General features: G+C 58.0%; 23 protein-coding genes, 7 pseudogenes and 1 other annotated feature. Of the genes and pseudogenes, 16 read left to right on the plus strand and 14 right to left on the minus strand.

All coding sequences use genetic code 11. The annotated features are described in order from the left end of the window. Positions 1–3 precede the first annotated feature (3 nt). The 6 genes and pseudogenes from B9A97_RS23025 to B9A97_RS30245 form a co-directional block, all read right to left on the minus strand. The gene (locus B9A97_RS23025) at positions 4–1,263 is read right to left on the minus strand and encodes a branched-chain amino acid ABC transporter permease (RefSeq protein ID WP_084368167.1); all 1,260 of its coding nucleotides are present in this window, start codon (positions 1,261–1,263) and stop codon (positions 4–6) included. Between the two features lie 2 nt (positions 1,264–1,265). Further along, positions 1,266–2,207, minus strand: coding sequence for a branched-chain amino acid ABC transporter permease (locus B9A97_RS23030; protein WP_084368168.1), 942 nt, complete (start codon positions 2,205–2,207; stop codon positions 1,266–1,268). A gap of 84 nt (positions 2,208–2,291) precedes the next feature. Further along, positions 2,292–3,527 carry an ABC transporter substrate-binding protein gene (locus tag B9A97_RS23035; RefSeq protein WP_179145372.1) on the minus strand — a complete coding sequence of 412 codons (1,236 nt, stop codon included), beginning with the start codon at positions 3,525–3,527 and terminating at the stop codon, positions 2,292–2,294. A gap of 158 nt (positions 3,528–3,685) precedes the next feature. Beyond that, entirely contained in the window at positions 3,686–4,285 is a 600-nt protein-coding gene (locus B9A97_RS23040; RefSeq protein ID WP_210189724.1) for a glutathione S-transferase family protein, read from the minus strand. Beyond that, on the minus strand, positions 4,282–5,064 hold the full coding sequence (locus tag B9A97_RS23045; RefSeq protein WP_244564334.1) for a zinc-binding dehydrogenase: 783 nt from the start codon (positions 5,062–5,064) through the stop codon (positions 4,282–4,284). Before B9A97_RS23045 ends, B9A97_RS23040 begins: the two co-directional genes overlap by 4 nt. Continuing rightward, a pseudogene (locus B9A97_RS30245) lies at positions 5,065–5,385 on the minus strand (alcohol dehydrogenase catalytic domain-containing protein); the annotation flags it as partial. Between the two features lie 143 nt (positions 5,386–5,528). Between B9A97_RS30245 and B9A97_RS23050 the strand changes: the two are divergent. The 6 genes and pseudogenes from B9A97_RS23050 to B9A97_RS23070 all read left to right on the plus strand — a co-directional run. Beyond that, positions 5,529–5,922, plus strand: a pseudogene (locus tag B9A97_RS23050) (transposase); the annotation flags it as partial. Continuing rightward, positions 5,909–6,126: pseudogene (locus B9A97_RS30250) on the plus strand (hypothetical protein); the annotation flags it as partial. The pseudogenes B9A97_RS23050 and B9A97_RS30250, both read left to right, overlap by 14 nt. A 122-nt stretch (positions 6,127–6,248) precedes the next feature. Further along, entirely contained in the window at positions 6,249–6,737 is a 489-nt protein-coding gene (locus B9A97_RS23060; protein WP_084368171.1) for a peptidase associated/transthyretin-like domain-containing protein, read from the plus strand. Positions 6,738–6,746: 9 nt separating this feature from the next. Further along, on the plus strand, positions 6,747–7,355 hold the full coding sequence (locus tag B9A97_RS23065) for a ferric reductase-like transmembrane domain-containing protein (RefSeq protein WP_084368172.1): 609 nt from the start codon (positions 6,747–6,749) through the stop codon (positions 7,353–7,355). Positions 7,356–8,057: 702 nt separating this feature from the next. Then, positions 8,058–8,195 carry a hypothetical protein gene (locus B9A97_RS29890; RefSeq protein WP_179145373.1) on the plus strand — a complete coding sequence of 46 codons (138 nt, stop codon included), beginning with the start codon at positions 8,058–8,060 and terminating at the stop codon, positions 8,193–8,195. Positions 8,196–8,209: 14 nt separating this feature from the next. Continuing rightward, the gene (locus B9A97_RS23070) at positions 8,210–8,899 is read left to right on the plus strand and encodes a tyrosine-type recombinase/integrase (RefSeq protein ID WP_179145374.1); all 690 of its coding nucleotides are present in this window, start codon (positions 8,210–8,212) and stop codon (positions 8,897–8,899) included. A gap of 44 nt (positions 8,900–8,943) precedes the next feature. On the opposite strand, the gene B9A97_RS23075 is transcribed toward B9A97_RS23070, so the two are convergent. Beyond that, a complete protein-coding gene (locus B9A97_RS23075; RefSeq protein ID WP_084368174.1) occupies positions 8,944–9,270 on the minus strand; it encodes a helix-turn-helix domain-containing protein in 327 nt (108 codons plus the stop codon). Further along, complete coding sequence (locus tag B9A97_RS23080; protein WP_084368175.1) at positions 9,263–9,628, minus strand: type II toxin-antitoxin system RelE/ParE family toxin; 366 nt, start codon at positions 9,626–9,628, stop codon at positions 9,263–9,265. The genes B9A97_RS23075 and B9A97_RS23080 overlap by 8 nt, the downstream gene beginning before the upstream one ends. Before the next feature lie 159 nt (positions 9,629–9,787). On the opposite strand from B9A97_RS23080, the pseudogene B9A97_RS30040 reads away from it, so the two are divergent. Together B9A97_RS30040 and B9A97_RS29550 are read left to right on the plus strand one after the other, a co-directional pair. After that, positions 9,788–10,159 (plus strand): annotated as a pseudogene (locus B9A97_RS30040) (ATP-binding protein); the annotation flags it as partial. 56 nt (positions 10,160–10,215) lie between these two features. Then, positions 10,216–10,768: pseudogene (locus B9A97_RS29550) on the plus strand (IS3 family transposase); the annotation flags it as partial. Continuing rightward, positions 10,292–10,417 (plus strand) — a sequence feature (AL1L pseudoknot). Its footprint overlaps the pseudogene before it by 126 nt. Before the next feature lie 157 nt (positions 10,769–10,925). Here B9A97_RS29550 and repC (B9A97_RS23095) read toward each other — a convergent pair. The 6 genes and pseudogenes from repC (B9A97_RS23095) to repA all read right to left on the minus strand — a co-directional run. Beyond that, positions 10,926–11,515, minus strand: a pseudogene (gene repC, locus B9A97_RS23095) (plasmid replication protein RepC); the annotation flags it as partial. Positions 11,516–12,969: 1,454 nt separating this feature from the next. Next, a pseudogene (locus tag B9A97_RS30255) lies at positions 12,970–13,080 on the minus strand (IS110 family transposase); the annotation flags it as partial. A gap of 539 nt (positions 13,081–13,619) precedes the next feature. Further along, positions 13,620–14,111, minus strand: coding sequence for a hypothetical protein (locus B9A97_RS23100; protein WP_084368176.1), 492 nt, complete (start codon positions 14,109–14,111; stop codon positions 13,620–13,622). A 134-nt stretch (positions 14,112–14,245) separates the two neighbouring features. Then, complete coding sequence (gene repC, locus B9A97_RS23105; RefSeq protein ID WP_084368177.1) at positions 14,246–15,484, minus strand: plasmid replication protein RepC; 1,239 nt, start codon at positions 15,482–15,484, stop codon at positions 14,246–14,248. A 190-nt stretch (positions 15,485–15,674) separates the two neighbouring features. Then, entirely contained in the window at positions 15,675–16,682 is a 1,008-nt protein-coding gene (repB, locus tag B9A97_RS23110; RefSeq protein ID WP_084368178.1) for a plasmid partitioning protein RepB, read from the minus strand. A gap of 154 nt (positions 16,683–16,836) precedes the next feature. Next, entirely contained in the window at positions 16,837–18,054 is a 1,218-nt protein-coding gene (gene repA, locus B9A97_RS23115; RefSeq protein WP_084368222.1) for a plasmid partitioning protein RepA, read from the minus strand. 375 nt (positions 18,055–18,429) lie between these two features. On the opposite strand from repA, the gene traI reads away from it, so the two are divergent. The 8 genes from traI to trbL are packed head-to-tail and all read left to right on the plus strand — an operon-like array spanning position 18,430 to position 25,307. Continuing rightward, on the plus strand, positions 18,430–19,056 hold the full coding sequence (gene traI / locus B9A97_RS23120; RefSeq protein WP_084368179.1) for an acyl-homoserine-lactone synthase: 627 nt from the start codon (positions 18,430–18,432) through the stop codon (positions 19,054–19,056). A 10-nt stretch (positions 19,057–19,066) separates the two neighbouring features. Next, positions 19,067–20,044: a P-type conjugative transfer ATPase TrbB gene (gene trbB, locus B9A97_RS23125; protein WP_084368180.1), complete on the plus strand. Its 978-nt coding sequence runs from the start codon at positions 19,067–19,069 to the stop codon at positions 20,042–20,044. Beyond that, the gene (locus tag B9A97_RS23130; RefSeq protein WP_084368181.1) at positions 20,034–20,414 is read left to right on the plus strand and encodes a TrbC/VirB2 family protein; all 381 of its coding nucleotides are present in this window, start codon (positions 20,034–20,036) and stop codon (positions 20,412–20,414) included. The genes trbB and B9A97_RS23130 overlap by 11 nt, the downstream gene beginning before the upstream one ends. After that, positions 20,407–20,706 carry a conjugal transfer protein TrbD gene (locus tag B9A97_RS23135; protein WP_084368182.1) on the plus strand — a complete coding sequence of 100 codons (300 nt, stop codon included), beginning with the start codon at positions 20,407–20,409 and terminating at the stop codon, positions 20,704–20,706. The genes B9A97_RS23130 and B9A97_RS23135 overlap by 8 nt, the downstream gene beginning before the upstream one ends. Positions 20,707–20,716: 10 nt before the next feature. Continuing rightward, complete coding sequence (locus tag B9A97_RS23140) at positions 20,717–23,173, plus strand: conjugal transfer protein TrbE (RefSeq protein ID WP_084368183.1); 2,457 nt, start codon at positions 20,717–20,719, stop codon at positions 23,171–23,173. A gap of 16 nt (positions 23,174–23,189) precedes the next feature. Continuing rightward, positions 23,190–23,948 carry a P-type conjugative transfer protein TrbJ gene (trbJ, locus tag B9A97_RS23145; protein WP_244564335.1) on the plus strand — a complete coding sequence of 253 codons (759 nt, stop codon included), beginning with the start codon at positions 23,190–23,192 and terminating at the stop codon, positions 23,946–23,948. Then, positions 23,942–24,118 carry an entry exclusion protein TrbK gene (gene trbK / locus B9A97_RS23150; protein WP_084368185.1) on the plus strand — a complete coding sequence of 59 codons (177 nt, stop codon included), beginning with the start codon at positions 23,942–23,944 and terminating at the stop codon, positions 24,116–24,118. The genes trbJ and trbK overlap by 7 nt, the downstream gene beginning before the upstream one ends. 4 nt (positions 24,119–24,122) lie before the next feature. Further along, the gene (trbL, locus tag B9A97_RS23155) at positions 24,123–25,307 is read left to right on the plus strand and encodes a P-type conjugative transfer protein TrbL (RefSeq protein WP_084368186.1); all 1,185 of its coding nucleotides are present in this window, start codon (positions 24,123–24,125) and stop codon (positions 25,305–25,307) included. Positions 25,308–25,310 lie beyond the last annotated feature (3 nt).

Below are 25,310 nucleotides of genomic sequence, written 5' to 3' on the forward strand. Positions count from 1 at the left end.
TGTTCATTTCTCTGCTCCTGCCTTGGCCGCGACGAGGTTAAAGAGCGCCGGGCGGCGAAGGCCACCTTGGGTGAGTGCAATCCCGATCCCCCCGACAAGGGCGACAATCCCTATCAGCCAGGGCAGCGGCGATAGGGGGTCGAAGCTGAAGCCGAGCACATGCACCGGCGGCCAGGCGCCCTTGCCGGTGACGATCTGCGCCCGGTATTGCTCCGAGCAGATCTCGCCGGTAACCTCGATCAGGAAGGTGATGCCCACCAGCACGAGAGCGAAGGAGATGAGGCCCATCAGGTCGCCCATGCCGAGCGCCGCCTTCTCGCCGGCCTTCACCGCCTTGATACGATCCATGATCGCACCGCCGATTCCCTGCGGGGCATACATGACGGTCACAACGAATGCGATGCCGAGATAGAGCATCCAGAAATGCGAGAAGCTCTCGCCGAAATACGCAAAGCTTGTCGTCAGCGCCGCGCCGATGACAGGTCCTAAGAAGACGCCGGCGCCGCCGATGATGGTGTTGAGCACGACGAAGGCCGAGCCCGCGCCTTGGAATAGCACCATGGATGCAGATTCGTCCGAGACGGCGAGCAGGCCGCCGGCTAGACCGGAAACGGCAGCGGAAATGGCAAAGACCAGCGTCTTTACCCTGTGTGTATCGTAGCCGAGAAACCGAACGCGCAGTTCCTTCTCACGGATCCCTCGAACGACGAGGCCGAACGGGCTGCGCTGCAGGCCGTACAGCACCGCCATGACCACCAGCATCCATGTGAGTGTCAGCCAGTAGACCGAGTCCGTGGACTGGAAGGCGAGCGCACCCCAGTCTGACCGCATGGAACGCAGACCCGCCTCACCACCGAACAGCCCTTCCCATTTCAAGGAAATGGCCGAGACCAGTTCGGCGATCGCCACTGTGATCATGGCAAAATAGACGCCGGAGCGAATGGTGGCGAACCAGCCGGCGACCAGGCCGAAGGCAAAGCCGGTGGTCGCGCCGACCAGCGGCAGGAGCGGCGTCGGCAAGGCGGAGCCAGCCTCGATCGCGTTCATGGCATAGATCGTGGCGAAGGTGCCGATGCCATAATAGGCTGCATGCCCGAAGGATGGCAGGCCCGTCTGCCCCCAGAGCAAATTGAAACCGAGGGCGAAGATCGAGGCGATCATGATCTTGATCGCCAGGTTCATGATGGCGAGATTGCTGAGATAGGGCAAAAGCAGCAGCAGGAGGCCCGCGACGATTGCGAGGATGTAGATCAGGGCTTTCATCGTCAGACCCTCTCGTCGCCGGCAATGCCCTGCGGACGGAACATGAGCACCAGCAACATCAGTATGAACGGGAGGACGCCGGCGGCGCTCGACAGCGGCACCGCGAGGCTGGTCCGCGCGAATTCGTCGGAAACGATCCCGACCGCGGACAAGATCTGGCCGAAGGTCAGATCGATATAGATGACGGCGCTGACCAACAGGCCGATCAGCAGCGAGGCGATCAGCGCCCCAGCCAGCGAGCCGAGACCCCCGACGACAACGACCACGAAGACGATGACGCCGAGTTCGGTCGCCATGTTCGGGTTTGTGGTGTAGTAGGCTCCGCCCATCGCACCGGCAAGCCCGGCCAGGCCCGCGCCGACGGCGAACATGGCCGAGAAGATCAGGGACACATTGTAGCCGAGCGCCTGGACCATATCCGGATTGAGCACCGCCGCGCGGACGACGAGCCCCATGCGGGTGAAGCGCAGAAGGCAGAAGATGATCGCGAACATAACGATAGCCGTCAGGCCTATGAGGATGCGGAAGAATGGATAGGCGGCCTCGCCGATATGGAATGCGGTGAAGCGCAGCGTCTCGGGCACCGAGTAGCCCACGGCATAGGGGCCGTAGAACAGCTTGACCATTTCCTCGAAGGCGAAGAACAGGCCGAATGTCAGCAACAGTTCCTGGACATGGCCGAAACGCCTGACATGCCGCAGCAGATAGCGCTCGCACAGCATGCCGATGGCTGCCACGCCAATGGTGCCGAACACGACACCACCCCAGAAGCCGAGAAAGCCCATGGCAGTGTAAGCGAGATAGGCGCCCAGCATGTAGAAAGACGCATGGGCGAAGTTGAGAATACCCATCATGCCGAAGATGAGGGTCAGGCCGGAGCTGATCATGAACAGCAGGAGTCCGTAGATCAGCCCGTTCAGCAATGCCACGAGGAGGGTTTCCATGAGGCCATCCGGTATTGGAAATCAGGTCGGGAGGGCGGCTCCACGAACCGCCCTCCAATCGATGTCAAAGCAAGGCGTGGGCAATCAAGGCCGCTTCATCTTGCATTCGGCGCTGACTGGCATCGATGTCTCGGCGGCGCTCAGCACCTTGACCGGCTTGAAGCCCATGTCGGTGCCATCCACCTTGTCCTTGGCATCCTTTGAGACCACCGAAATGACCAGCGGCAATTGCACCTGATGGTCGTCGGCTCGCATGGAAAGCTGGCCGAGCGGCCAATCGACCTTCACGTTCTCAAGCGAGGTCACGAGAGCGTTGATCGCCGGCTGTTCACCCTTGGGCAACGCGGCAACCGCAGCCGTCAGCATGTTCAGCGTGAGAATGCTATTGTTCATGAAGGCGACCGGATCGCGGCCGGCCGCAGCATTGAACGCGGCGCGATATGCCTCGCCTGCTTCACCGCCAGCTTCAGCATTGAAGATCTGGGCGTCGTAGTTGCCGAGCGCCGCGGCACCAGCGGCGGCGATGTTGCCGGGCTCGTCAAGAAACATGCCTGCAAAACGCGCCTTCAGGCCGGCGGCGGCCGCCGCCTGGAGGATCAGCGTTAGGTCGCTGCCGCCGCCGGCCGTGAAAATGGTTTCCGGTTCGGCCGCACGGGCCTTTTCGATGAAGGGCGAGAAGTCCTTGATCTTGAAGACGTCATGACGATTGGTGCCGACCACCTCATAGCCGTAGGCGGCTGCATTCTGAACCGTGGCGGCCTCCATTTCGCGGCCCATGGTATAGTCGGGCTGAAGCGAATAGATCTTGGAGCCTAGGGTGCCCTCACCCTTCATGACCTTCGCGAGAGCGTTCTGGCGGATGAAAGGAGTGGTGGTGAAGCGGAACGAATAGAAATTGCAGTCCGCGCCGGTAAAGTTCGAGCCTTCGGCGCCGACGATCAGCAGCATGGCCGGATCCTGCGGGTTGCGCTGGTTCCAGCGCTGGATGTCGGCAAGGTTCTGTGCAGCGAGCGGCGAGGTGCCAGCGCCGATGAACACGCGCGCACCATCGGCGATCGCCTGCTTGAAGCGATCGGCGGCGCCCTGGGTGGTGCCTGCGTCGTCATAGACGCTGACGTCGACCTTGTGCCCATCGCCGGCGGCGTCGTTGAAGGACTTCGTGACGAAATTGATGGTCGGATCATACATCGCGCCGATAAAGGCGAGCGGACCCGTCTTCGGCGTCAGGAAGGCGATCTTTACCGTTTCGGCGGATGCAGCGCCGACACTGATAGCAAGCGCCGAAAGCGCGACGGACGTCATAAGACGCAGGGATTTCATCGAGTTCCTCCACGGGGTCAAAAAAGCTGCAGCCACCGGTCCGTGTCCGACCGGCATGACCCGATCCTCCTCAGACGGACCGAGGCTTTCAACGATATCGACGCTACGAAACCGTCGGGTATAAGTCAATATACTATATTTATGATTTATAGGATCGCTCATGCTGGTTCGCCTGCCATGTCGACAAATCCGGGCAATGCCTCGATCCGCATCAACCAAGCCCGCAGTGCCGACAGGCCAGCAGTTTCTATCTGCGCCTCATGGGCAAGAGCGACATAGGGATAGCAGGCGATGTCCGCGATCGTGGGACGATCCGCGACAAGCCAGGATCGATCGGCGAGCCAGAGGTCGAGAATATCCACCGATGCCCTCGCCACGGCGTTTGCCGCAGCGATATCGATAGGCGTGCCAAGCATATGGTAAAGCCGAGCCGCCTGCAGGCCGTTGGAGAGCTCCTTGGCGGCGAAAGACAGCCACTGGGAAATCTGCCCGATTTCAGCGGCATCACGCCCGGCCCAGTCGGGGGCATAGCGGGCCGCTATATAGGCGAGGATCGCCTGGCTGTCGAACAGCACCGTACCCTCGTCTTCCAGCACAGGAATCTGGCCGCGCGGGTTCAATCGGAGAAATGCGGGGGTCTTGTGGCCGCCAGCCGCCACATCGACGGGAACGATCTCGCAGGGAATGTCTAGCAGCGCCAGGAAAAGCCTGATCTTGTAACAGTTTCCCGAAAACGGATGGTTATGCAGGCGCATCATTGCGGCATCCTGAGCACCGGCTTGATCGCAGCGCCTGAAGCCGCATCCGCCATGGCGCGATTGATGTCGGTGAAATCGTAAAAGCGGATCAGCCGCTCGAATGGAAAGAGACCGCGCCGCCAGAGCGCGATTAGATGCGGGATGAAGGTGCGTGGATTGCTGTCGCCCTGGATGACGCCGCGGATGCTGCGGCCATAAAGCAATGTCTGCGCCGGAATGGCAATATCCGATTGGCCGGATGCCGCCCCGGTCATCGCGCAGGTTCCCCGCATTCGCAGGCACTCGACCGCCAGCCGAACCGTGTCCGGTCGGCCGACGCATTCGACCGAGTATTCGGCTCCGCCGTGGCCGGCGATATCGCGCACGGCCGCGACGATCTGTGCCGGATCCCTACCCGAAAGCCCATGGGTCGCTCCAAGTTCCCCCGCCAGCGCCAGCCTTTCGGCATTGGTATCCACGGCGATGATCGGTTCGGCCCCGGATGCTCGCGCCGCCATGATCGCCGCCATGCCTACGGCACCGCAGCCGACGACGACCAGGGAAGCGCCAGGCTGCGGCTTCAGCACATTGAACACCGCCCCGGCGCCGGTCTGCAGCCCGCAACCGAGCGGACCGAGGATTTCGAGCGGAACGTCGGCGGGAACGCTCACCAGATTGCTCTCGGAAACGATGACCTTGGTGGCGAAGGAGGACTGGCCGAAGAAGGCCGCGGCAAGCGGCCGGCCGTCGTCGCATCGGAATGGAGAAGTACCGTCCGGTCTTGCGCCGGAAAAATTCAATCGACGCTTATCATCGCAGTAGGCGGAAAGGGCCGACAAGCAATTTGGGCAGGCTCCGCAACTGCGATAGGTCAAGACGACTGGATCGCCTGTGGCAAAACCCGAGACCGAAGCGCCGACTTTTTCTATCACGCCCGCCCCTTCATGTCCCAGAATGCCTGGCAATGGAAAAAGAAGGGCCCCAGCCCGTGCCAATAAATCAGTGTGACAAATGCCGACCCCCACGATCCGCACAAGCACCTCCTCCGGCTGCAGTGTGTCTGGTGTCACCGACTGAAGGCAAAATGGATCGCCCGCCGAATTCACAATGGCCGCTGTCACATCGCTCAATCTAGTCTCCTCGCTTCCCGCAAACAGCGCTAAGATGAGACTGAATATAAGTCAATGTTCTATATGATTAGCGAAATCAATTTCGTGGGCGGGGATATCTTTTGACGGCAACTGTCAACCGCTGAAGGCTGACGAAGGGGAGGATCGATACGGGCCGCTTCTGCACCTATGTCCGGGATGACCGGCCGTTTGGCGGGCTGTCACCGCCTGCGGCTTTGTTCTACGCATATCGAGACCGAAGACAGCAGAATCCCGAATGCCACCTGAGGAGCTTCTCCGGCATTCTGCAGGCGGATGCCTATGGCGGGTACAATCCGCTGTTCAAGGTAGATCGGGATCCCGCGACTCTGTGCCAAGCACTTTGCTGGGCACAGAGTCGCCGCAAGTCCTTCGTGCTCGCCGACATTGCCACGAGCGTTAAACGTGGCAGCAAAGCCGCGCCGCTCTCACCAATTGCATTGGAGGCCGTCAAACGGATCGATTCCCTTGTTCGACATCGAACGGGAGATCAACGGACGGCCAGCTGCTCGGCGACGTCATCGCGAGCACCTGAGGGGTGACGGCTTCAAGACCCTTGTTGCAATGGCAACCAGACTCACTGTGACCATGGCCGATGATTCGCTCAACCATGTTTTCGACGGTCATCATCGTATCTGCCGATACGCTCCGCGCATGTTGAGCCTGCTCGATCTGCGGGCTGCGCCGATCGGGCTCCCGCTTCACGAAGCGGTGAGGGTGGTAGCGGCCTAGATCACGAAACTGTGCCCTGCCTTGGCCGCTGCATCGATTGTCGCAGGCTGAAAAGGCGCTAAATATCATGTTCAATCATCACACAACCCGGGAAGGAGATCAGTATGCCTGATATCGGTTTCGAGCGCCGAACATTGCTGGCCTTTGGCGGTGCCTTTGTGATGGCTGGGGTTAATGGCCTCACGCTGCCCGCCCGCGCTGCAGGTCTTGCCGCGACGCCGTCTATGCGTGGGGGGGCCAACAACTACAGGCCCGGCGCACCGATAGTCGAGCGCATCGGCGGCGGCGGTTTCTGGATGTCGGGCACAGTGCGCCGTGCCAGCGATGGCGCCCCGCTGGCGGGTCAGCGCATCCAAATCTGGGCCCACACGACGGAAGGCAGCGAACGCGACCTGCACAGCCACGGCGCCACGCTGACCGACGCCAACGGAGCGTTTCGGCTCGAGATGCCACAAATCGTGCCGGCACTCGGACAAGCACATGCGCATCTTGCCTATGACGGCGGCGACTACGAAACCGTCTTTCTCCGCCCCTTGCTGAAGAGTCCGAAGGACACCAGCCTTGAGGCACACTTCATCCTGCAGCAGGCCTGATCCGACTTGATGCATATGGCCCGCGCCTTCCTGACCTGGACCGGACTGGCGCTTGCGCTCGCCCTGCCCCTGACCTTGGCAGCGATGAGCGAATATTTGGCCTGGCGCGACCCGGTCTACATTGGCGCCGGCTTGGCGGGGGTGTTGGCTCTGTGCCTTCTGTTGCTGCAACCCCTGCTTGCCCGCAGCTGGCTGCCCGGTTTGCAGGTGCTGCACGGCCGTCGTGTCCACCGTGCGGTGGGCGTCATTTTGGTCATGGCCGTTGTGGCCCACGTGGCCGGCCTGTGGATCACCAGCCCACCAGACATCATTGACGCGCTACTGTTGCGCTCGCCCACCCCGTTTTCTGTCTGGGGCGTGACCGCCATGTGGGCGCTCCTCGCAGCCGCGCTGCTCTCGGTATTGCGGCGTCGCCTTGCGCCGCGTGTCTGGCGCATCGGCCACATGAGTCTTGTCAGCATCGTGGTGCTTGGCACCGCAGTCCACGCGCTCTTGATCGACGGCACGATGGAGACGACGTCTAAGACCGCGCTTTGTGTTTTGGCCATTGCGGCGACCATCGCGGCGGTAGTGACCCTGTGGCTGCCTTCAAGAAGGCGAACGTTGACAAGCAAATGAGTTTCCGGAGCTTTTAACAGCTGAGAGAGCAGATCCGGGCATTATGCCGGGAAGCGAGCCCGCCTCAAGCTTTTTTTCGTTTCCGTGGTCCGATCCTTCGTCGGACCTTGGGTTCGAGATCGAACGGTACCGTCTGTAGGCAGCCCGTGGTGCCGGGAACCGTCATCTTAATGAGCTAAGCCTCCCAGCTCGCTCCGCAAGCCATAGCAACAGTCCAAACTGCTCCAACCATGGAGACGAACCGCACTCATCACGAGCTTGCGGCTGTCCTCACCTTGTCCCAGACCGCTACCGTATCGGTGCGATCACTGCCAAATACCCGTTCTCGATGATCAACACGTGCGTTTCCTATCTCCAATTATCCATTAACTGCACAGCTCATCTTCAACTGATATTGCCTGATAATCTTGCATTATCGGTCATATTTCTCATTAAAGAGGAAGTGCGCAAATCACCGACGAAAACAGTGTCAATCACGCTCAGGAAAACGCAGCCCCGCCACATGGCACCGCGCTTTCCGCTGATGTTTCGGAGCCCACGTTCTCAGCCGGGCTGCCCTCGCCTTGCCGAGGCCAACGCCGGCGTGCCGGTGCATCTACAGGAGCTCAATGATCGCGCCCGGAACTACGTCGAGGCGGCATCGTCCGTCAACACGCGTACCGACCGGAAACATATTACCGCCAAGTGCCGCCGCAAGAACCTATGAGCACTCCCCGCCCGGATCCCCAGGTCGTCGGCCTCTACATAACCGCCTGCGCCTCTGCGACGGCGGAACACGGCATGAAGCCGAATGCGGTCTCCACTATCGAGCGGCGCCTTGCCGCCATCGGTTGGAACTGAGCCCAACGAGAGGCATGCCGCTCGATCGCAAGGATCGCGCCATAGCGACCGTGATGGCCGGCATCCGCAAAAAGCAGAACGCCCCGCCCCGGCAGAAAGAAGCAATCCTCCCTGAAGATCTGATCGCCATGCTGGAGCAGCTCGACCGGGGGTCGCTCCGCGGCCTGCGCGGCCGGGCGGAGCTGCTGATCGGCTTCGCTGGCGGCCTGCGCCGATCCGAAATCACCGGCTTAGACCTTGGCCGAGACCAGACGGAGGACAGCTGCTGCTGGATCAAGATCCTCGACAGGGGCCATGCTGGTGACGCTGCGCGGCAAGACCGGCTGGGGTTAGGTAGAGATCGGCCGTGGGTCCTCCGACGCCACCTGCCCCATCGCCGCCGTCGAAACCTGGATCAGATTCGCCAAGATCGCCAAGGGTCCCCCCTTCCGCCGCGTGACCGGCCAGGGAAAAACGTCGGGCCGAACCGCTTGAACGACCAGGAGGTGGCACACCTCGTCAAGAAGACGGCGATGGCCGCCGGTATACACGGTGCTCTTCCGGAGAAAGAGCGGGACCTAAAGCCTTCTGGACATTCGCTACGTGCCGGCCTCGCCTCGTCGGCCGAGGTCGATGAGCGGTATGTGCAGAAGCAGCTCGGCCATGCCTCCGCCGAGATGACCCTTAGGCATCAAGGCGGCGGGATCGTTTCTGCGTCAACTTGACGAAAGCGGCTGGGCTTTAGCTCCCTCCCCTGCCGACGGGTCCCTCAGATCTTTGAACCGTGACGGGAGCGCTCCGCTATACTGGAAAGATCGACTTTCTTGCCCGCCACATCCGCGACGATCTTCAACGTGCCACCGAGTGATTCGACATAATCGCGCAGAGTCGACAGCTTCATATCGGCGCGCTTCTCCAGTCTTGAGACGTTGGTCTGCTTGAAACCGGTCCCGGCGGACACGTCTTCCTGCGTCCGTCCGGCGAGCGCCCGCAGTTCACGCAGATTGTGCGCTGTGACGAGCTCGTCGGCGCGCTTTGCTACAGCGCGCTGTTCATCCTCAGACAGCGTCTGTATTAACTTATCGAGATCATCCATTTCTCTTCTCCAACTGGCTCAAATACTCGTCGTACCGTCTATCCGCCAGATCGATCAGCCGTTTATAGAAGAGCTTCTGGCTCACACCGCTCTTCGCACCACCACAGAGGACAACGGCCTTTCGCTCCGGATCGAAGGCGAAGGCAAATCGCCATTGCACCTTCAACACCTTGACGCGCAGCTCTTTCATGTTCGCGTGCCTGGCCCCCTCAAGGGTATCGACCTCAGGTCGTCCTAGTCGAAAGCCTCTTTCGCGCAGCAGTACCAGATGCGCGAGCAATTCGACCCGAACATCGGCTGGAAGGTCTGTGATCTCGCCTTTGAAGCGGTCATGAAACACGACCTTCCATTCCGTCATTTCATATCCTGAATGATATAGATACTTTGGGATATATAACCCGTATTTCCCCTCAGGGCAATACTGGCGTTTCCTTCGGAAATGCGGACAAATGATCATTATCTAAGACTTAGAGCGAAGCGTTCAGCCGACTGATCTCGCTTGAACGCCTCCCCGACCAGATCGATGAACGCCGAGGAACAATCTCGATCGATCAAATACCAAATCGCCATCACCAAGCTGCAACTAGAAAAGGATATCAATGACTTCGACTTCACAAATACGCCCGGTCAATGAAGGGCTGGTGCGTCAACTCGCGACCGGAGCGTTCCTCGCTGAGCAGCACAACATCGTTTTGGTCGGCGGGACCGGCACAGGAAAGTCCCACCTGCCCATCACGCCTGCTCGTGCCCTGATCCGCAGCGGAGCACGGGACGGTTCTTCAATGTCTTCGATCTCGTCAATCGGGTTTAGACAGAAGCACGCAATGGCAAACAGGGGCGGCTTGCCGACTTCATCACCAGGCTCGACTTCGTCATCATGGATGAACTCGCCTGAACCGCGCCGAGTTTGCCGGAGGCTCCAACTTCTAAGAGAGTGGAGCCATTATGAGCAAGACAACAAACAAGTTTTCACCTGAAGTCCGTGAGCGCGCCATCCGTATGGTGCTGGATCACGAAGAAGAACATTCGTCGCGGTGGGCGGCCGCTTCATCTATAGCGGCCCCTTCAAGCGATGATCTCGTTCATCGACGAACACCGTGGTGTGTCCGGGGGCGAGCCGATCTGCAGGCTACTGCCGATTGCCCCATCAACCTATTACGAGAACGTCGCCAAGCGACCGGACGTGGATCCCCGTCGATCCGTGTTCGCCGCGATATCAGCCTGAAGATCGAGATACGTCGAGTGTTCGAGAAGAACGTCCGCGCTTATAGCGTTCGCAAGGTCTGGCGGCAATTGAAGCGTGAAGGCTTCGATGTCGCCCGATGCTCACTCGCAAGGCTTATGAGGTCGACTGGCCTGCAGGGCGTCATTCGCGGAAAGCCGATCCCGCACGACATTCTCGGACAAGACGGCCCCGAGCCCGCTTGACCCGGTTAACCGCCAGTTCAAAGCCCCAGTGCCCAACAGGCTGTGGGTTTCTGATTCTACCTATGTCGCCCTCCCGGGCCGATTATTTGCCCTTCAACGGCGATAACTCCCTGTGTTACAGAAGAAAATCAGGCAAAAACGGCTGACAAGACGCACCCTGTCCGTCAATGCGAACAAAATCTACCCTTGAGGAACTCCAAGTTGTTGACCGCAGCTTGCCAGCAACAAGCCGCTCTTCGACCTGTGCGATCATTGAGCTTCAAAAGCGCCATAAGCATCGGCCCGAGTGAAAACTCGCCACGCTCGGAACGTCTGGTGAGATCCGGAAGATAGCCGCCGGCAGATGTTATAAAGTTCGATCGTTCGAGAATGCAGGCCATAACCACCGCTGCATTTTGCGGCCCCATCGCGTTTCACGCCTGCTCGTAAGCTGAGGGGCTGACGCCCAGCATGGTGCGCACCACGCAGCGGCTTTGATCAGTTCGCTCCAATTTTCTACACGGCCGCTGGGCCCATAGTCGGCAAGCTGCGCGCAGGCCCGAAGTACCATCCCGAACGGGAAGGCCTTTATTGGCTCAGGCGTGGCTTTCTCTCGTCCATTCGCTCCGCTTTTGGCTTGAGGTTCGTCCTCCAGGCTTCCGCCCTGCTCTCGTCCAGAGCTAGGTTCAAATTCATGGATAGATCCGGTATTTGAATTCTGTATATGCCGTTCATTCTGGACGCCGTTGGCATGCATATTCTCAGATTTTAGCAGCATTTCCAAGATGTAGAGGATCTCTGCCCGAAGCAGCCGCATTTCATCGAGTGCAAATTCGATCTGACCCCATCATTGTCTGGTGACAGCATACCACTCTGCCGCGAAAGAGTTGGTCGGCTTTAGCCTATCCGACCGGGCCCGGCACCGCAAATCCGAACATCAATCAACCCGCCCAACCTTTAGCCGTTTCAACGGCTGTTGGTTTTCGGACTTTTCGTCGATGTCCTTTGGCTTTCTGTCGGCCTCCATCATTCGCCATTCGCGCTCTAGGCGTTCGATTACGTGAACTGGGATTGGTTGCTGTTGCATCGGTGCCTCCAAAAAAAAGCTCCGCTGGCGTATGCCAATGGACTGACGGAATGCAACGCAATGCTGATATAAAGGTTAGCAGGTAAGCTTAATCACAAATCAGATAGCAAGCATAACCTGCGAGCAGTTTGATGAGGCCACAGTTGGGAAGCTCGCGGCGCATGCCGTCAGGTACGAATTCTGAAATACATTTCTGGCCAAAGATAGTTGATGCCCGAATAAATGATAACATAGTGACTGTCTGAGTATTTACTCAGACGTTCCAAATTGTTCGATCAGCCGGCGGTATCGCTATTATCTTCGATAATCTTGCTCTGTCCCTGGAACAGAGGGTGCCACCAAAACGGGAGTTGATGCCAGGTGCAATTGGCCACATAATCGCAACAGTTTCTGGCTATCTTCCGTATATGCGCATCCAGTTATACATTATATCGGTCCTAGTTAGCCTCATCATGTGGTGCGGCGTAGTCCATTTGATGCGAGACACGTACACCATAGCCCATAGCTCAGGCTTTATAACACATCTGCATTTCAAAACGCTGATCAGGCATAGTTTAGGCGCATTTATCTAGCGGTCTGATACCTACCGGTTGGGTTGTGTCATCTCCACCCGACATCCGATACACGGATCGTGTGAATGCTACGAATCCAGCCATCCATTGGGGTCGATCCCTAACTTGTGCAATTCGGTCGGATGCACCCGCCGCGATATGTGTTTGGTCACCGTAGCCGCTGGCGTTCTTTTGGCATTTTCATCTTCATTTCGGTGGGTAGGTTGCTTTTCGCTCATTTTAGCCTCGCTATCGCAATCATCGCACTGCAGCAATAGCATATGTTTTCGTCAAAAACACCGCCAGTCTCCGACATCCAGTGTGGCGCGTGACTATGCCGGTGCCCTGCCATCGATGCGCACTGCCGCCCAATTCGACCTGACAGTCGGCAGAAGCAGAAAGGGTCAAAGCACATACCTGAGGACGCCTCCGGATGCGCAACAAGTATCTTTGTGTGACGGCGTCTAAATTCGGAGCGGACATGGGTTCAGCTTCTCCTGCGGTAAAACACCGCCGCCAGCCAGTACGGAATACGCGAGCCGCTCCACTTCAGGCTTACGTGCTGCCAGCAATTTTTCCTCGATCTGGTTCTCCGAGTCCCATTCTACCGTCGGCCATACGATCTTCAGACCTTCATTGCTGCGCGGGTATTCACTAGACTGGCTGCCTATACGGCCCTCCGTGCTTCAGGATCGCCCAGGCGATGCGAGCCATCTTGTTCGCCAGCATCGGTGGCAGTCGGTGCAGAATGCTGGCCAGCCAAGCGCATAGATTGATCTTCCCCCGCCTCACCAAGGAAACGACTGCACTGGCGCATATGATCGCCAGACGTCCGTTCGCCCATTTTGGATATTCTGTAGGAGGAGCAAGGGAGCAATGAGCGTCAGGGCTGAATCAAACTAGCCGACTTGTCCGGAGAAACGGGGTGCACTTCAGGTGTCAAGCGGCCGCCGGAATGATGCAAATTTTGGACGACCATGATCACAGCGAGTTAGCTTGGCGCAAAGGCTTCATAAAGCGTTAACGTCAGACTTGCCAAGGTAAGGAGCGCCGTCAACAGCAGCACGACCACCAAGGTGATTTCACCGCGGCTCATGACCAGCCCAGCACAATCATTTGGCTCTCACAAAGCGGCCGGTGCAGCGCCTTGGCTCGCGGTCCGTCTAGCCGTGAGCTCGATCTCCACCGGGTCTTGCGAAATCGGTGGCGTCCCGCCTGCGCGAGACACGGCAGGCGCCCACCTCTGCATTCTTTGATCTTATCAGAGCAAACTTCCTTCATGTTCGCGTCACAATTCTCGCTGGCTACCTTTGCCCTACCGTCTCTTTCGTCTTGCGATAGATACCATCATCCTGATGCGGTCCACCACGACACTGCTTGGTGCCGAGAGCCACCGACCTGATTGCGGATATAAGCTTCTTCCTAAGATTGAGCGTTGTTGAACTGGTGGTATCTGTTCCTGGATCGGAATGGCGGTTTTCGTGAAACACCGCGACTGTCTTTCCCGCTTGATCGCGCAATAGCAGTGTCACACAGACATCGTCGCCATCCAGATGGTCATCATTTGACAGCCTGGTTCGTATAGTCAGGTCGTTCATCGTCGACGTCAGCGAGACCGTCACTGTCTGCGGCCGCTTCCAATCCCATTTCAGCGAGAGTGGAGGACAAGATGCCTTAAGACAGGTCTCAATGGACTGTGTCTTCCAAACGTAGTCTTTCCATTCCCCCGCGTTGACGCTCGGATCACTCCCAAGCAGCCCAATAGCCAAAGAAAGTGTCGTAAGGCCATCAGCCATTGGATACTCCATTCGTTTCACCCCGAGTTAGGAAATCGGGCTTTCGTAGAGCTTGCCATCGTTCGGTTCCGTACGCGTATGCCCCAAAGAACTCCTCCCGGCTGAGCCCGAACGCGCTTTCGTCGTCCAGAAACTCATGCCGATCGCCTGTCAGTTCCTGAGCTTGCCCGGAGAAGCGACATGATCATCGGACCGAGTGAGAACTCCCCTGCCCTCGCTCGGCGCGTCAGGTCGCGAAGATAGCCACCTGCCGAGTTGATATGCCCTGCCCTCTCCAGGATTGCAGCCATGGCGACCGCCGCGTTCTCCGGCCCCATCACCTCGCATGCCTCCTGATAGGCTGAGGGGCTGACACCAAGCATGGACCGAACCACGACCGCAGCACCCATCAACTCACGCCAATGGGAAATTGCGCCGCCGGGCCCATAGTCGGAAATCTGCGGGCAGGACTTCAGCACCATTGACAGCGGGAACGGTTTCATCTGATCAGGCTTTGCCAACGGCTGGCCAACCACTGCGGCTGCGGCTTCTGGCTCGAAGGCGTCGCCCTGCTCTTTGTCAGAGCGAGGTTCAAGCTCATTCATGGATTCGGATTTTGAATTCTGTATGTGCCATCCATTTTGAACAGCATTGCCATCCATATTCTGACAATTGATCTGATTTTCCAGGAGGTTGAGGATTTCAGAGCGCAGAAGCTGCATCTCGTCGAGAATTGCTTCCACCTGGTGGCGGACAGGATTGCGCGGAAGGCGCCCGACAATGCCGACATACATGTCCTCGATCGCCTCCCAGTCGCCATCAGCCCCCTCCGCCATTGCAGCGGAAATCAGCTTGCGTACATCACGGCGGCAGATCGTCAGCGCCTCTTTGGCTCGACGGAACTGCAGGCGTTCGGCAGCGACTTCCTGTGCCAGGCTCGCAAGTTCCGCAGCGCGAGCCAAGAGTGGAGAAAGATCGAATCCGAAGGCTTGCTCGATATCGCCACCTTTGTCCCGGTGAGCGTAGCGCTTGCCGTTCGGACTATCTCTGCGCTGGATGAGCCCGGCTTCGACCAAGGCCGCCAGATGCCTGCGCAAGGTCGTTCCCGTGATGCCATGCGCTCTGACCGAGAGCTGAGCATTCGAAGGGAAGACGACCAAGCCATTATCGCAGTTGAGCTCGCTCTCCGGATAGAATGTCAGGAGAGCGTCGAGTACCGTCAGTGCCCTGTCCTGGAGACCGAGGCGTTCGCGTGCTTCGCAGGCGTCGCGAAACACCTTCCACTTTTCGACAGGCCGATTAGAACCCGTCTCGGCCGTCTGCAGCTGCCTCTTCACGAGCGCAAGCTTCGCCGGCCGCCGCCCAAAGGGCGTCGTCACACTTTCCGTCTGCATTTCCCTACCTTTCGAAAGGCAATAGAAAAATGCTCGCCGCAACGACGTCAAAGACTCTTGACTGAGATTCTGAGAAGTGCGATTCTCTCAACCGACCAAAGTGGAGAAGGCTCTTCGGAATTCGTTTCGGAGGGCTTTTTCTTTGCCGATTTGCTTCACTCGTGAAACAATCTAGCGGCTCAACTCATCTTCAATCTCCCTTGCCATTCTGGGTTTGAAACTCTTCATAAAGCTCATCGAGTCTCGCCGAGACAAACTGGGCAAACGCCGGAACTGTTTTCTCTTCGAAAACGATGGAGGTTTTGCCCTGCTTCGCTTCGATCACTACAGCCCGCGTACCCGTCGGAGTTCTCCAAACGTCCGTAGACTTAGATCTCTTCGTGCTTGCCTTAACACGCCCTGACAACTCCCCCAGCAGGCCGCTGAGACGTGCGTCGCTGTCTAGCCGCTGTTCTACATAGCTCCTTAGAAGCTGATCGGCCCTTTCGGCCATGGATGGGTTCGCCAGATGTTCGGCAAGCGCCATCCATCTGGCGCGTCCTGCCTTGGGCGCAGGACCGATCAAGTTCACAACACTGTCGGGCAATCGCCGAGCCACTGCGATGTATCTGCTCACATCGGCTTTATCTGTTACGAGAGCAGAAATGATAGTGGCGCGGTCGCACCCACCGTCCTCCAGATTTCGTGCAAAGAAGGCCTTTTCGATAAAGGAAAGATCTTTCCGATCCAGATTCTCCCGGCCTTGGGCGATATAAAGTTCGCTGTCAGAAAGGCTTTTGACAATGGCTCGTACAGGACGCCCAAGCTGCTCAGCCGCTCTCAGGCGACGTCGCCCATAGGCAATTTGAAACCGTCCCGCCGTTTCAGGATGCGGGCGAACAAGGATTGGCACCTGTTGCCCATGTTCGCCAATACTTGCTACCAGCGCCTCAAAATCAGGGTCGATTTCAAGCTGTATGCGATCAGCGATCTTTGACCTATCAATCGCAGACGGATCGAGGGAAACGACCGGCTCACCTTCGGCCAATTGTTGCTGCAGCTTGGTTACCTGCTTTGCATTTTCCGCCATCTCATGGAGTGAGGACCCCATTGCCGATATTGCACCTGTGCGCACCCGATCAGGAGACCTAGCCGGAGACGACGCGGTGACGATCGGTTTTTTCATGAAGAGGTTGTCGATGGAATCTTTGCGGCTCATGCGCTTGCTCCAGGATGAGGACGCCGATCAATTGGTTCGTTGTTGGGAGCTCCCAACAAACTCGGATCAATTCTCCGGGAAGGCTTGCCAGATGCAATTGTTGGGAGCTCCCAACAAACCGCGAGATCACCATATAGCCAAGCGTGTTGGAGGCTCATGCTCTCCCCCATGCTTGTTTAATCAAGGCCTCAATTTCCGAGTTTACCGCTTCTAACGATTCCATAGCCCGATCATAAGTTGAACGCGTCATGTTCTCGCGACCAATTTCATAAAGGGTCTGCTTGGTCAGGCCAGCGTCCGATATCGCTGCAGACTTCAGCATGGGATTCGTCAATACATGGTCATCAAAAAGATTACGAAGCAGAGCTGCGACCTTCGTTTGAGGAGCGTCTTGGGGCTCATATCTGGTCAACAGATAGCGGATGAAATCATACCTGAGTTCGCCGCCAGCATCCCGCACTACGCCGAGCAAATCACGGGTCATCAAAAGGAACTGACTCATCGATGATATGTCGAGCATCTGCGGATGAATCGTAATGATCATCGCGGTCGCCGCGCACAATCCACTAAGCGTCAGAAAGCCGAGCTGCGGAGGACAATCAATTACGACAACGTCGTAATTGTCAGCAACCTCATCGAGCGCCGCAGCCACTCGCGCGAAGAACAGCGTTTCGCCTGAAGCTCCAGCACTGAGCGCTCTGGGCGTTGTGTGCTCAAACTCCATCAGTTCCAGATTGCCTGGGACGAGATCCAGGCCGTCGAAGTAAGTTGGACGGATAACCTGCGAAAGTGGGCGACGCTCCTCGTCGTAGCGAATGGCAGCATAAAGCGTCTGGTTTGATGCGACATCCACTTCCGGAAGAACACCGAGCAGTGCCGAAAGACTGGCTTGCGGATCGAGATCGACAGCTAGAACGCGATAGCCCTGAAGAGCCAGAAATTGTGCCAAATGAGCTGTCGTTGTCGTTTTGCCGGACCCGCCTTTAAAGTTGGTGACGGCAAGCACTTGCAGATGCTCATCTAGGCGACGATGAGGGACAAATTCAATCGACTCTCTACCGCGTGTCGTTTGCGCGAGCATGCGACGAATCTGGTTGATCTCGCTGAGATTGTATAGGCGCCTGCCGTTGCTAGTGGTTTCTGGCTGCGGTCCTTCACCAGCCAGCGTCATTTTGCGTAATGTGGAATCGGATATACCCATCAGACGAGCAGCTTCGCCCGACGTGAACTTACGCAGTACCTTATGTGAAGTCGGCGGAAACAATGCTTCGCTCATAGACTGAAGCTGAGAGCTCAGGAGTTCAGCCTGCGCCCCGATCGTTTCATCAGCACTTGGAAGGCTGAGTCTGCTCACGTTATTTGACACGCTCACGATGATCTCTCTTATCACGGATTTAACGCCGAAACGGCCTATTTGCCGTGACGATACCTGTAACCGATTTCTTGGCAAGGACTTAATGGTTAACGAGACCATCATGGATGGACTGCGCTCCGCAAGCTCCTTAACAGATTACGCATTTGTTACAGTATCTTAGCAGAGCCCATTTGGCCTTTTTGTTCCTCATTCGTTTTACTGTGAATCCTGCAAATTGCCGAAGCCGCAAAGCAGTCAATTTTGCTGCCAACCGGATGCAGTAGCCGTGTCTATCGCGACTCAGGCCGATTCTCATTTGTAGAATCCTACAACTGCCGCTCGATTCCGATCCGTGCACATATCTCAATCAACTGAACAGCGACGGAGATATCCATGCAGGTATTAGCGATCTCGACACCTCGAACCGAAGACGAAGCGAGACTGCTCTCGGCCCAGCACGCGCTCCGGGCCAAAGTCTTTGCCGACCGGTTGGGATGGGATGTCGATGTTGACGACGGGATGGAAATTGATCGTTTCGATGCTTTGCGCCCAACATACATTCTCGCTGTTGGGGATACCGGTCGTGTCCATGGCTGCGCACGGCTCCTACCCGCAACGGGGCCGACAATGGTCCAGGAGATTTTCCCGACACTTCTTCCAGATGGCAGGCTATGTGCGCATGCCGCCATGATCGAAAGCTCACGCTTCTGCGTCGATACGCAATCGCAAGAATCGAGTGTGCGGAGCTCGATCAACGACGTCACGCGAGCAATGTTTGCTGGCATCATTGAGTGGTCAATCGTCAACGGCTTTAGCGACATCGTCACCGTGACGGATCTGCGGTTCGAGCGGATCCTGTCCCGTGTCGGATGGCCTCTGCAACGACTGGGAGCACCTCAGAAGATCGGCGTCACCACGGCGATCGCCGGCACTCTCCCTGCAGATCGACTTTCGTTCGAGCGGTTACAGCCGCCGCACTATCGATCACCCATTGGCACTTCCCTCCGCAAGGCCGCCTGAGGACAGCCACGTGACCCAGCTTCTTTCCCATCCAAGACTTGTACGCAAACTCCAGGAGGCGCTGGGCGATCAGCTATGCGTCGCGCTCGACGACAGCAATGTCGTTGAGATCATGCTCAACCCCGACGGCAAGCTGTTCATCGAACGACTTGGCCACGGCGTGGCGCCTGCCGGCGAGATGTCATCCGCCGCGGCGGAAACGATCATCGGCACTGTTGCTCATGCGTTGCGGTCCGAAATCGAGACGGATCAGCCTATTATCTCCGGTGAGCTGCCAATCGGAGGCCACCGGTTCGAGGGTCTTTTGCCTCCGATCGTGGCGAGACCTGCTTTCACGATCCGGCGACGCGCATCACGCCTTATTCCTTTGGATGACTATGTGCGGAGCGGCGTCATGACGGATGTTCAGGCGGGCACGATTCGAAGCGCGATCGCCTCGCGCTTGAACATTATCATCTCGGGCGGGACAGGCTCCGGGAAAACGACGCTCGCCAACGCGGTGATCGATGAAATCGTACGGAGTGCGCCAGAGGATCGACTCGTGGTCCTCGAAGATACGGCGGAGATCCGGTGCGCCGCCGAGAACGCCGTTCTTCTCCACACGAGTGACACCGTTGACATGGCTCGGCTACTCAAGAGCACAATGCGCCTTCGACCAGACCGCATCGTCGTCGGCGAGGTTCGCGACGGGGCCGCCCTCACACTGCTCAAAGCCTGGAACACAGGACATCCGGGCGGGGTGGCAACCATTCACTCCAATACCGCCATGTCGGCACTCCGACGGCTTGAACAACTCACGGCAGAGGCAAGCCAACAGCCAATGCACGAGGTCATCGGTGAGGCCGTTGACCTCATCGTTTCCATCGAGCGTACGCCCCGCGGCCGGCGGGTCCGTGACATCATCACCGTCGAACGTTTCGCCAACGGCGAATACGAAATCCAGTCCGAGCATCTTACGGAAGAACAGGAAGCCCGCCATGTTGCGTAAAACCAATGTTTTCGCTTTCACAGTCTTCGCGGCTCATTTTGCCTTTATGGCACCGGCGATGGCGAGTTCAGGCGGCGGCAGCCTCCCGTGGGAAGGCCCTCTTGAGCAGATCCAGCAATCGATCACAGGTCCTGTAGCAGGCTACATCGCGCTTGCCGCCGTTGCGATTGCTGGCGGCATGTTGATCTTTGGCGGCGAACTCAACGATTTCGCGCGACGGCTCATGTACGTGGTCCTGGTCGCCGGCATTCTGCTCGGCGCGACGACAATCGTAGGTCTCTTCGGCGCAACAGGCGCCTCGATCGGCATTTCGGCGAAAGTGATCTCCAGCTTCCCAGTCCTCAATGCAGGGGAGGGGAGACATGGCTGACGCGCTGTCGAGACTGCAACGGAACCGGATTCATCGCGCCCTCTCACGACCGAACCTGCTGATGGGCGCCGACCGGGAGCTGGTCCTGATCACGGGCCTGGCCGCGGTCATCCTGATCTTCGTTGTCCTGACGATCTATTCAGCGCTGTTCGGGTTGGCCATGTGGATCGTCATCGTCGGTGCGCTACGGATGATGGCGAAGTCCGACCCGCTGATGCGGCAAGTCTATGTGCGGCACATTTCTTATCAGCCCCACTACAAGCCGACCACGTCACCGTGGCGGAAATACTGAAGGTGGCATCATGGTAGCACTGAAACGTTTTCGCGCCACCGGTCCGTCCTTTGCAGATCTCGTCCCCTATGCGGGCCTTGTCGACAATGGCATTCTTCTTCTGAAGGACGGCAGTCTGATGGCTGGCTGGTACTTTGCCGGCCCGGATTCCGAAAGCGCGACCGATGTCGAGCGCAACGAGCTCTCGCGGCAGATCAATGCCATCCTGTCACGCCTTGGCAGCGGCTGGATGATCCAGGTTGAGGCAATCCGGGTCCCGACTATCGACTACCCAACGGAAGATCGTTGCTACTTTCCCGATCCTGTAACGCGGGCGATCGACGCCGAGCGTCGCGTGCACTTCGAGCGTGAACAGGGGCATTTCGAAAGCAAGCATGCGCTTGTCCTGACATACCGACCGCTTGAATCCAGAAAGACAGCCTTATCCAAATACATCTACTCGGACGAGGAAAGCCGCAAGAAATCCTATGCAGACACTGTGCTCTTCGTCTTCAAGAACGCGATCCGCGAGATCGAGCAATATCTGGCGAATGCACTTTCAATCAGACGAATGGAAACGCGCGTAGTCCCTGAGCGAGGAGGGTATCGTGTAGCGCGCTATGACGAACTTTTCCAGTTCGTTCGCTTCTGCATCACCGGTGAAAACCATCCAGTTCGCCTTCCAGAGGTGCCAATGTACCTGGACTGGCTTGCCACCGCCGAATTCGCGCACGGGCTGACGCCAAAAGTCGAAAGCCGGTTTCTCGGTATTGTCGCAATCGATGGTCTGCCGGCTGAGAGCTGGCCGGGCATCCTGAACAGTCTTGACCTGATGCCGCTGACATATCGATGGTCGTCGCGGTTCATTTTCATGGACGCCGAAGAGGCAAGGCAAAAGCTCGAGCGAACCCGCAAGAAGTGGCAGCAGAAGGTGCGGCCCTTCTTCGACCAGCTGTTCCAGACGCAGAGCCGCGCCGTCGATCAGGACGCGATGACCATGGTGGCGGAGACCGAGGATGCGATCGCACAAGCGTCGTCGCAGTTGGTCGCTTATGGGTATTACACGCCCGTCGTCATCCTCTTCGAACAGGAGAGAGATGCGCTACAGGAAAAGTCCGAAGCCATCCGCCGTCTTATCCAGGCGGAAGGTTTCGGCGCACGCATAGAGACGCTCAATGCGACCGACGCTTTCCTCGGCAGTCTACCGGGCAACTGGTACGCCAATGTCCGCGAACCATTGATCAATACGAGCAACCTTGCAGACCTGATCCCACTCAACTCGGTCTGGTCAGGCAGCCCTGTTGCACCGTGCCCGTATTATCCTGCGAACTCCCCACCGCTGATGCAGGTCGCAAGCGGCTCCACGCCTTTCCGGTTGAACCTCCACGTCGATGACGTCGGCCACACGCTGATATTCGGGCCCACCGGCTCCGGCAAATCGACGCTCCTGGCCCTAATCGCCGCGCAGTTCAGACGCTACGAATTCGCCCAGATCTTTGCGTTCGACAAAGGCAATTCTCTTCTTCCCATGACCCTGGCGGCCGGCGGGGATCACTATGAGATCGGCGGGGATCATGAAGGGGAGGGGAGGGCGCTGTCGTTCTGCCCGCTCTTTGATCTTTCAACGGACGGCGATCGCGCTTGGGCGAGCGAGTGGATCGAAATGCTTGTCGCCCTGCAGGGGGTGACGATCACGCCAGACCATCGCAACGCGATCTCTCGGCAGGTAGGGTTGATGGCGACTGCGCCCGGGCGATCGCTTTCGGATTTCGTAAGCGGCGTTCAGATGCGCGAAATCAAGGATGCGTTGCATCACTATACCGTTGATGGGCCGATGGGCCAGTTGCTGGATGCCGAGGAAGACGGGATCACATTGCGGGCCTTTCAGTGCTTCGAAATCGAGCAGCTGATGAACCTTGGCGAACGAAGCCTTGTGCCGGTCCTCACTTACCTGTTCCGCCGCATCGAAAAGCGACTGGACGGCTCACCGAGCCTCATCCTCCTTGATGAGGCCTGGCTGATGCTGGGCCATCCGGTTTTCAGAGCCAAGATCCGGGAATGGCTGAAGGTTCTGCGCAAAGCCAATTGCGCAGTCGTCCTGGCAACACAATCGATCTCGGATGCGGAGCGATCTGGCATTATCGACGTGCTGAAAGAATCCTGCCCGACAAAAATCTGCCTACCGAACGGTGCCGCACGCGAACCAGGCACACGGGAATTCTATGAGCGGATCGGCTTCAACGAACGCCAGATCGAGATCGTGTCGGCCGCCATCCCGAAACGCGAATACTACGTGGCGACACCAGATGGCCGGAGGCTGTTCGACATGTCGCTCGGTCCAGTCGCGCTGAGCTTTGTCGGCGCGTCCGGGAAGGAAGACCTAAAGCGCATCCGTGCACTGAAGGCGGAACACGGCCAGGACTGGCCTACCCATTGGCTTGAATCGAGAGGAGTTCACGATGCCACGTCGCACCTCAACGTCCAATAGCTGGATCGTCGCAACGATGACCGCGACAATCGCGCTGTCGCCGATTGCTTCCGCCCACGCTGGATCTGCAACGGGCGCTGCCACCGAATGGACGCAGCTTGCAAACAATGCGCAGCTCATCGATCTCCTGAAGAGTTCAGGAATTCAGGTCGATAATCAGATTACCCAGATCGGACAGCTGGCGGAGCAAATCCAGAATCAGCTTAAAATCTATGAAAACATGCTGCAGAATACCGCGCAACTTCCCGACCACATCTGGGGACAAGTGGAAGGCGATCTCAACCGCCTGCGGAGCATTGTCGAGCAAGGCCAAGGCATCTCCTTCTCGATGGCGAATGCCGACGATGTCATGAAACAGAGGTTCAAGAGCTACGCGGACCTCAAGACGTACCTGCCGAATGCCGAGAGCTTTTCGTCCAGCTATCAAAGCTGGTCGGACACGAACCGGGATACGATTGCCGGCACCCTTAAAGCCGCCAGTCTCACAGCCGCTCAGTTCGACAGCGAAGAAGACACTATGAGTTCGCTGCGTGGAATGTCGGAATCGGCGGACGGGAAGATGAAGGCGTTGCAGGTTGGGCATCAGATTGCCGCGCAGCAAGTCGCCCAGATGCAAAAGCTCCGTGGCCTCGTTTCACAGCAGATGACGATGATGGGCATCTGGCTGCAGAGCGAGCAGACGGACAAGGATCTCGCGCAGGCTCGCCGTGAGCAGTTCTTCAAATCGACTGCGCCCTCAACATCTGGCGGCGAAAAAATGAAGGTGGAATGGTGAGAACGAAACTGATCCTGGCCATCATAGCCACAGTCATGTCCGTCGGCGGAACAGGCGTCTGGTTCCTGGTCTCGGAGAGACAGGCAGCACAAGTACGGCGCGAAAAGTTCTTCGGGTCGACGAAGGAGTACCCGACGTCGGGCGGCGAGAAGGTGAAAATTGAGTGGTGATCGCATGACCTCCGAGCTAAAAAAGATCAGGGGCATTGCGATGCTAACCACATTCCTCATCGTCTCGTTTCAGCCTGCGATTGCGCAGGAGGGATCGGTTCTCACCGCCCTCCAGAACGAGATCACCACAGCCGCCAAGGGTTGGGAGACCACTATCATGGATGCGGCGAGATCGCTGTTCTGGATCCTCGCAGGGATCGAGATCGGCATAGCCGCGGTGTGGCTGGCGCTTCAGGCCGCGTCTCTCGACAGCTGGTTTGCTGAACTGGTCCGACGCATCATGTTCGTAGGATTTTTCGCATTCGTACTCGCGCAAGGTCCGTCCTTCGCGAAGGCAGTCGTCGATAGCCTTTTCCAGATCGGCGCGGGGGGAGGCACGGCGTCTCCAGCAGATGTGTTCAACGCAGGCTTAGCCGTTGCGACCAAGATGTCAGAAAAAGTACAGTTCGGGCTATTCGAGGACAACGCGCTCGCCATCTCGGCTGCGTTTGCGATGGTGGTGACGGTGATAGCATTTTCACTCGTTGCCGCGATCTTCGTGTCTGTGATGGTCGAAATGTATCTCGGCCTGCTCGCCGGTATGATCATGCTTGGTCTGGGTGGCTCGTCGTTCACCAAAGATTTTGCGGTCCGCTACCTGGTCTATGCGTTCTCGGTCGGCATCAAGCTCATGGCACTGGTGATGATCTCGCGGATTGGGTCCCAGGTCCTGATCGGCCTCGCAAACCAGCCTGACGTGGGGAACCAGTTCCAGACCGCATTGGCAGTTGCCGGGATAGCGGTCGTGGTCTTCATCATCGCCATGTACGTGCCCAACATCATCCAAGGTGTGGTGCAAGGGGCATCGGTTACGGGCGGTATGGAAACAATCCGTCACAGTGGGCAGGCGGCATCATTCGCCCTCGGAGCAGCATCGCTTGCCGCCGGTGCCGTCGGAGCAGGGGCTACTGCAGCTCAGTCGGCACGTGCAGCAGGATCCTCTGTTGCCGGCGCAACACTTCGCGGTATGGGCGCCGGGATCGGGTCGGCCGGGAAAGCAGCTAGCTCGGCTGCCAAGGAAAAGGCGATCGGTTCGCCTGGTGCGTATGCCGGCTCGCTTCTCGGCCTCGCCAACGCGAAGTTGGACGGCAATCGAGGTGGTCAAAGCAGTAAGCCTACACCCCAGAGCACAAACAGTAGTTTTCAATAGCGA

Source organism: Rhizobium sp. RU36D, from assembly GCF_900176345.1.
Classification (GTDB): Bacteria; Pseudomonadota; Alphaproteobacteria; order Rhizobiales; family Rhizobiaceae; genus Allorhizobium.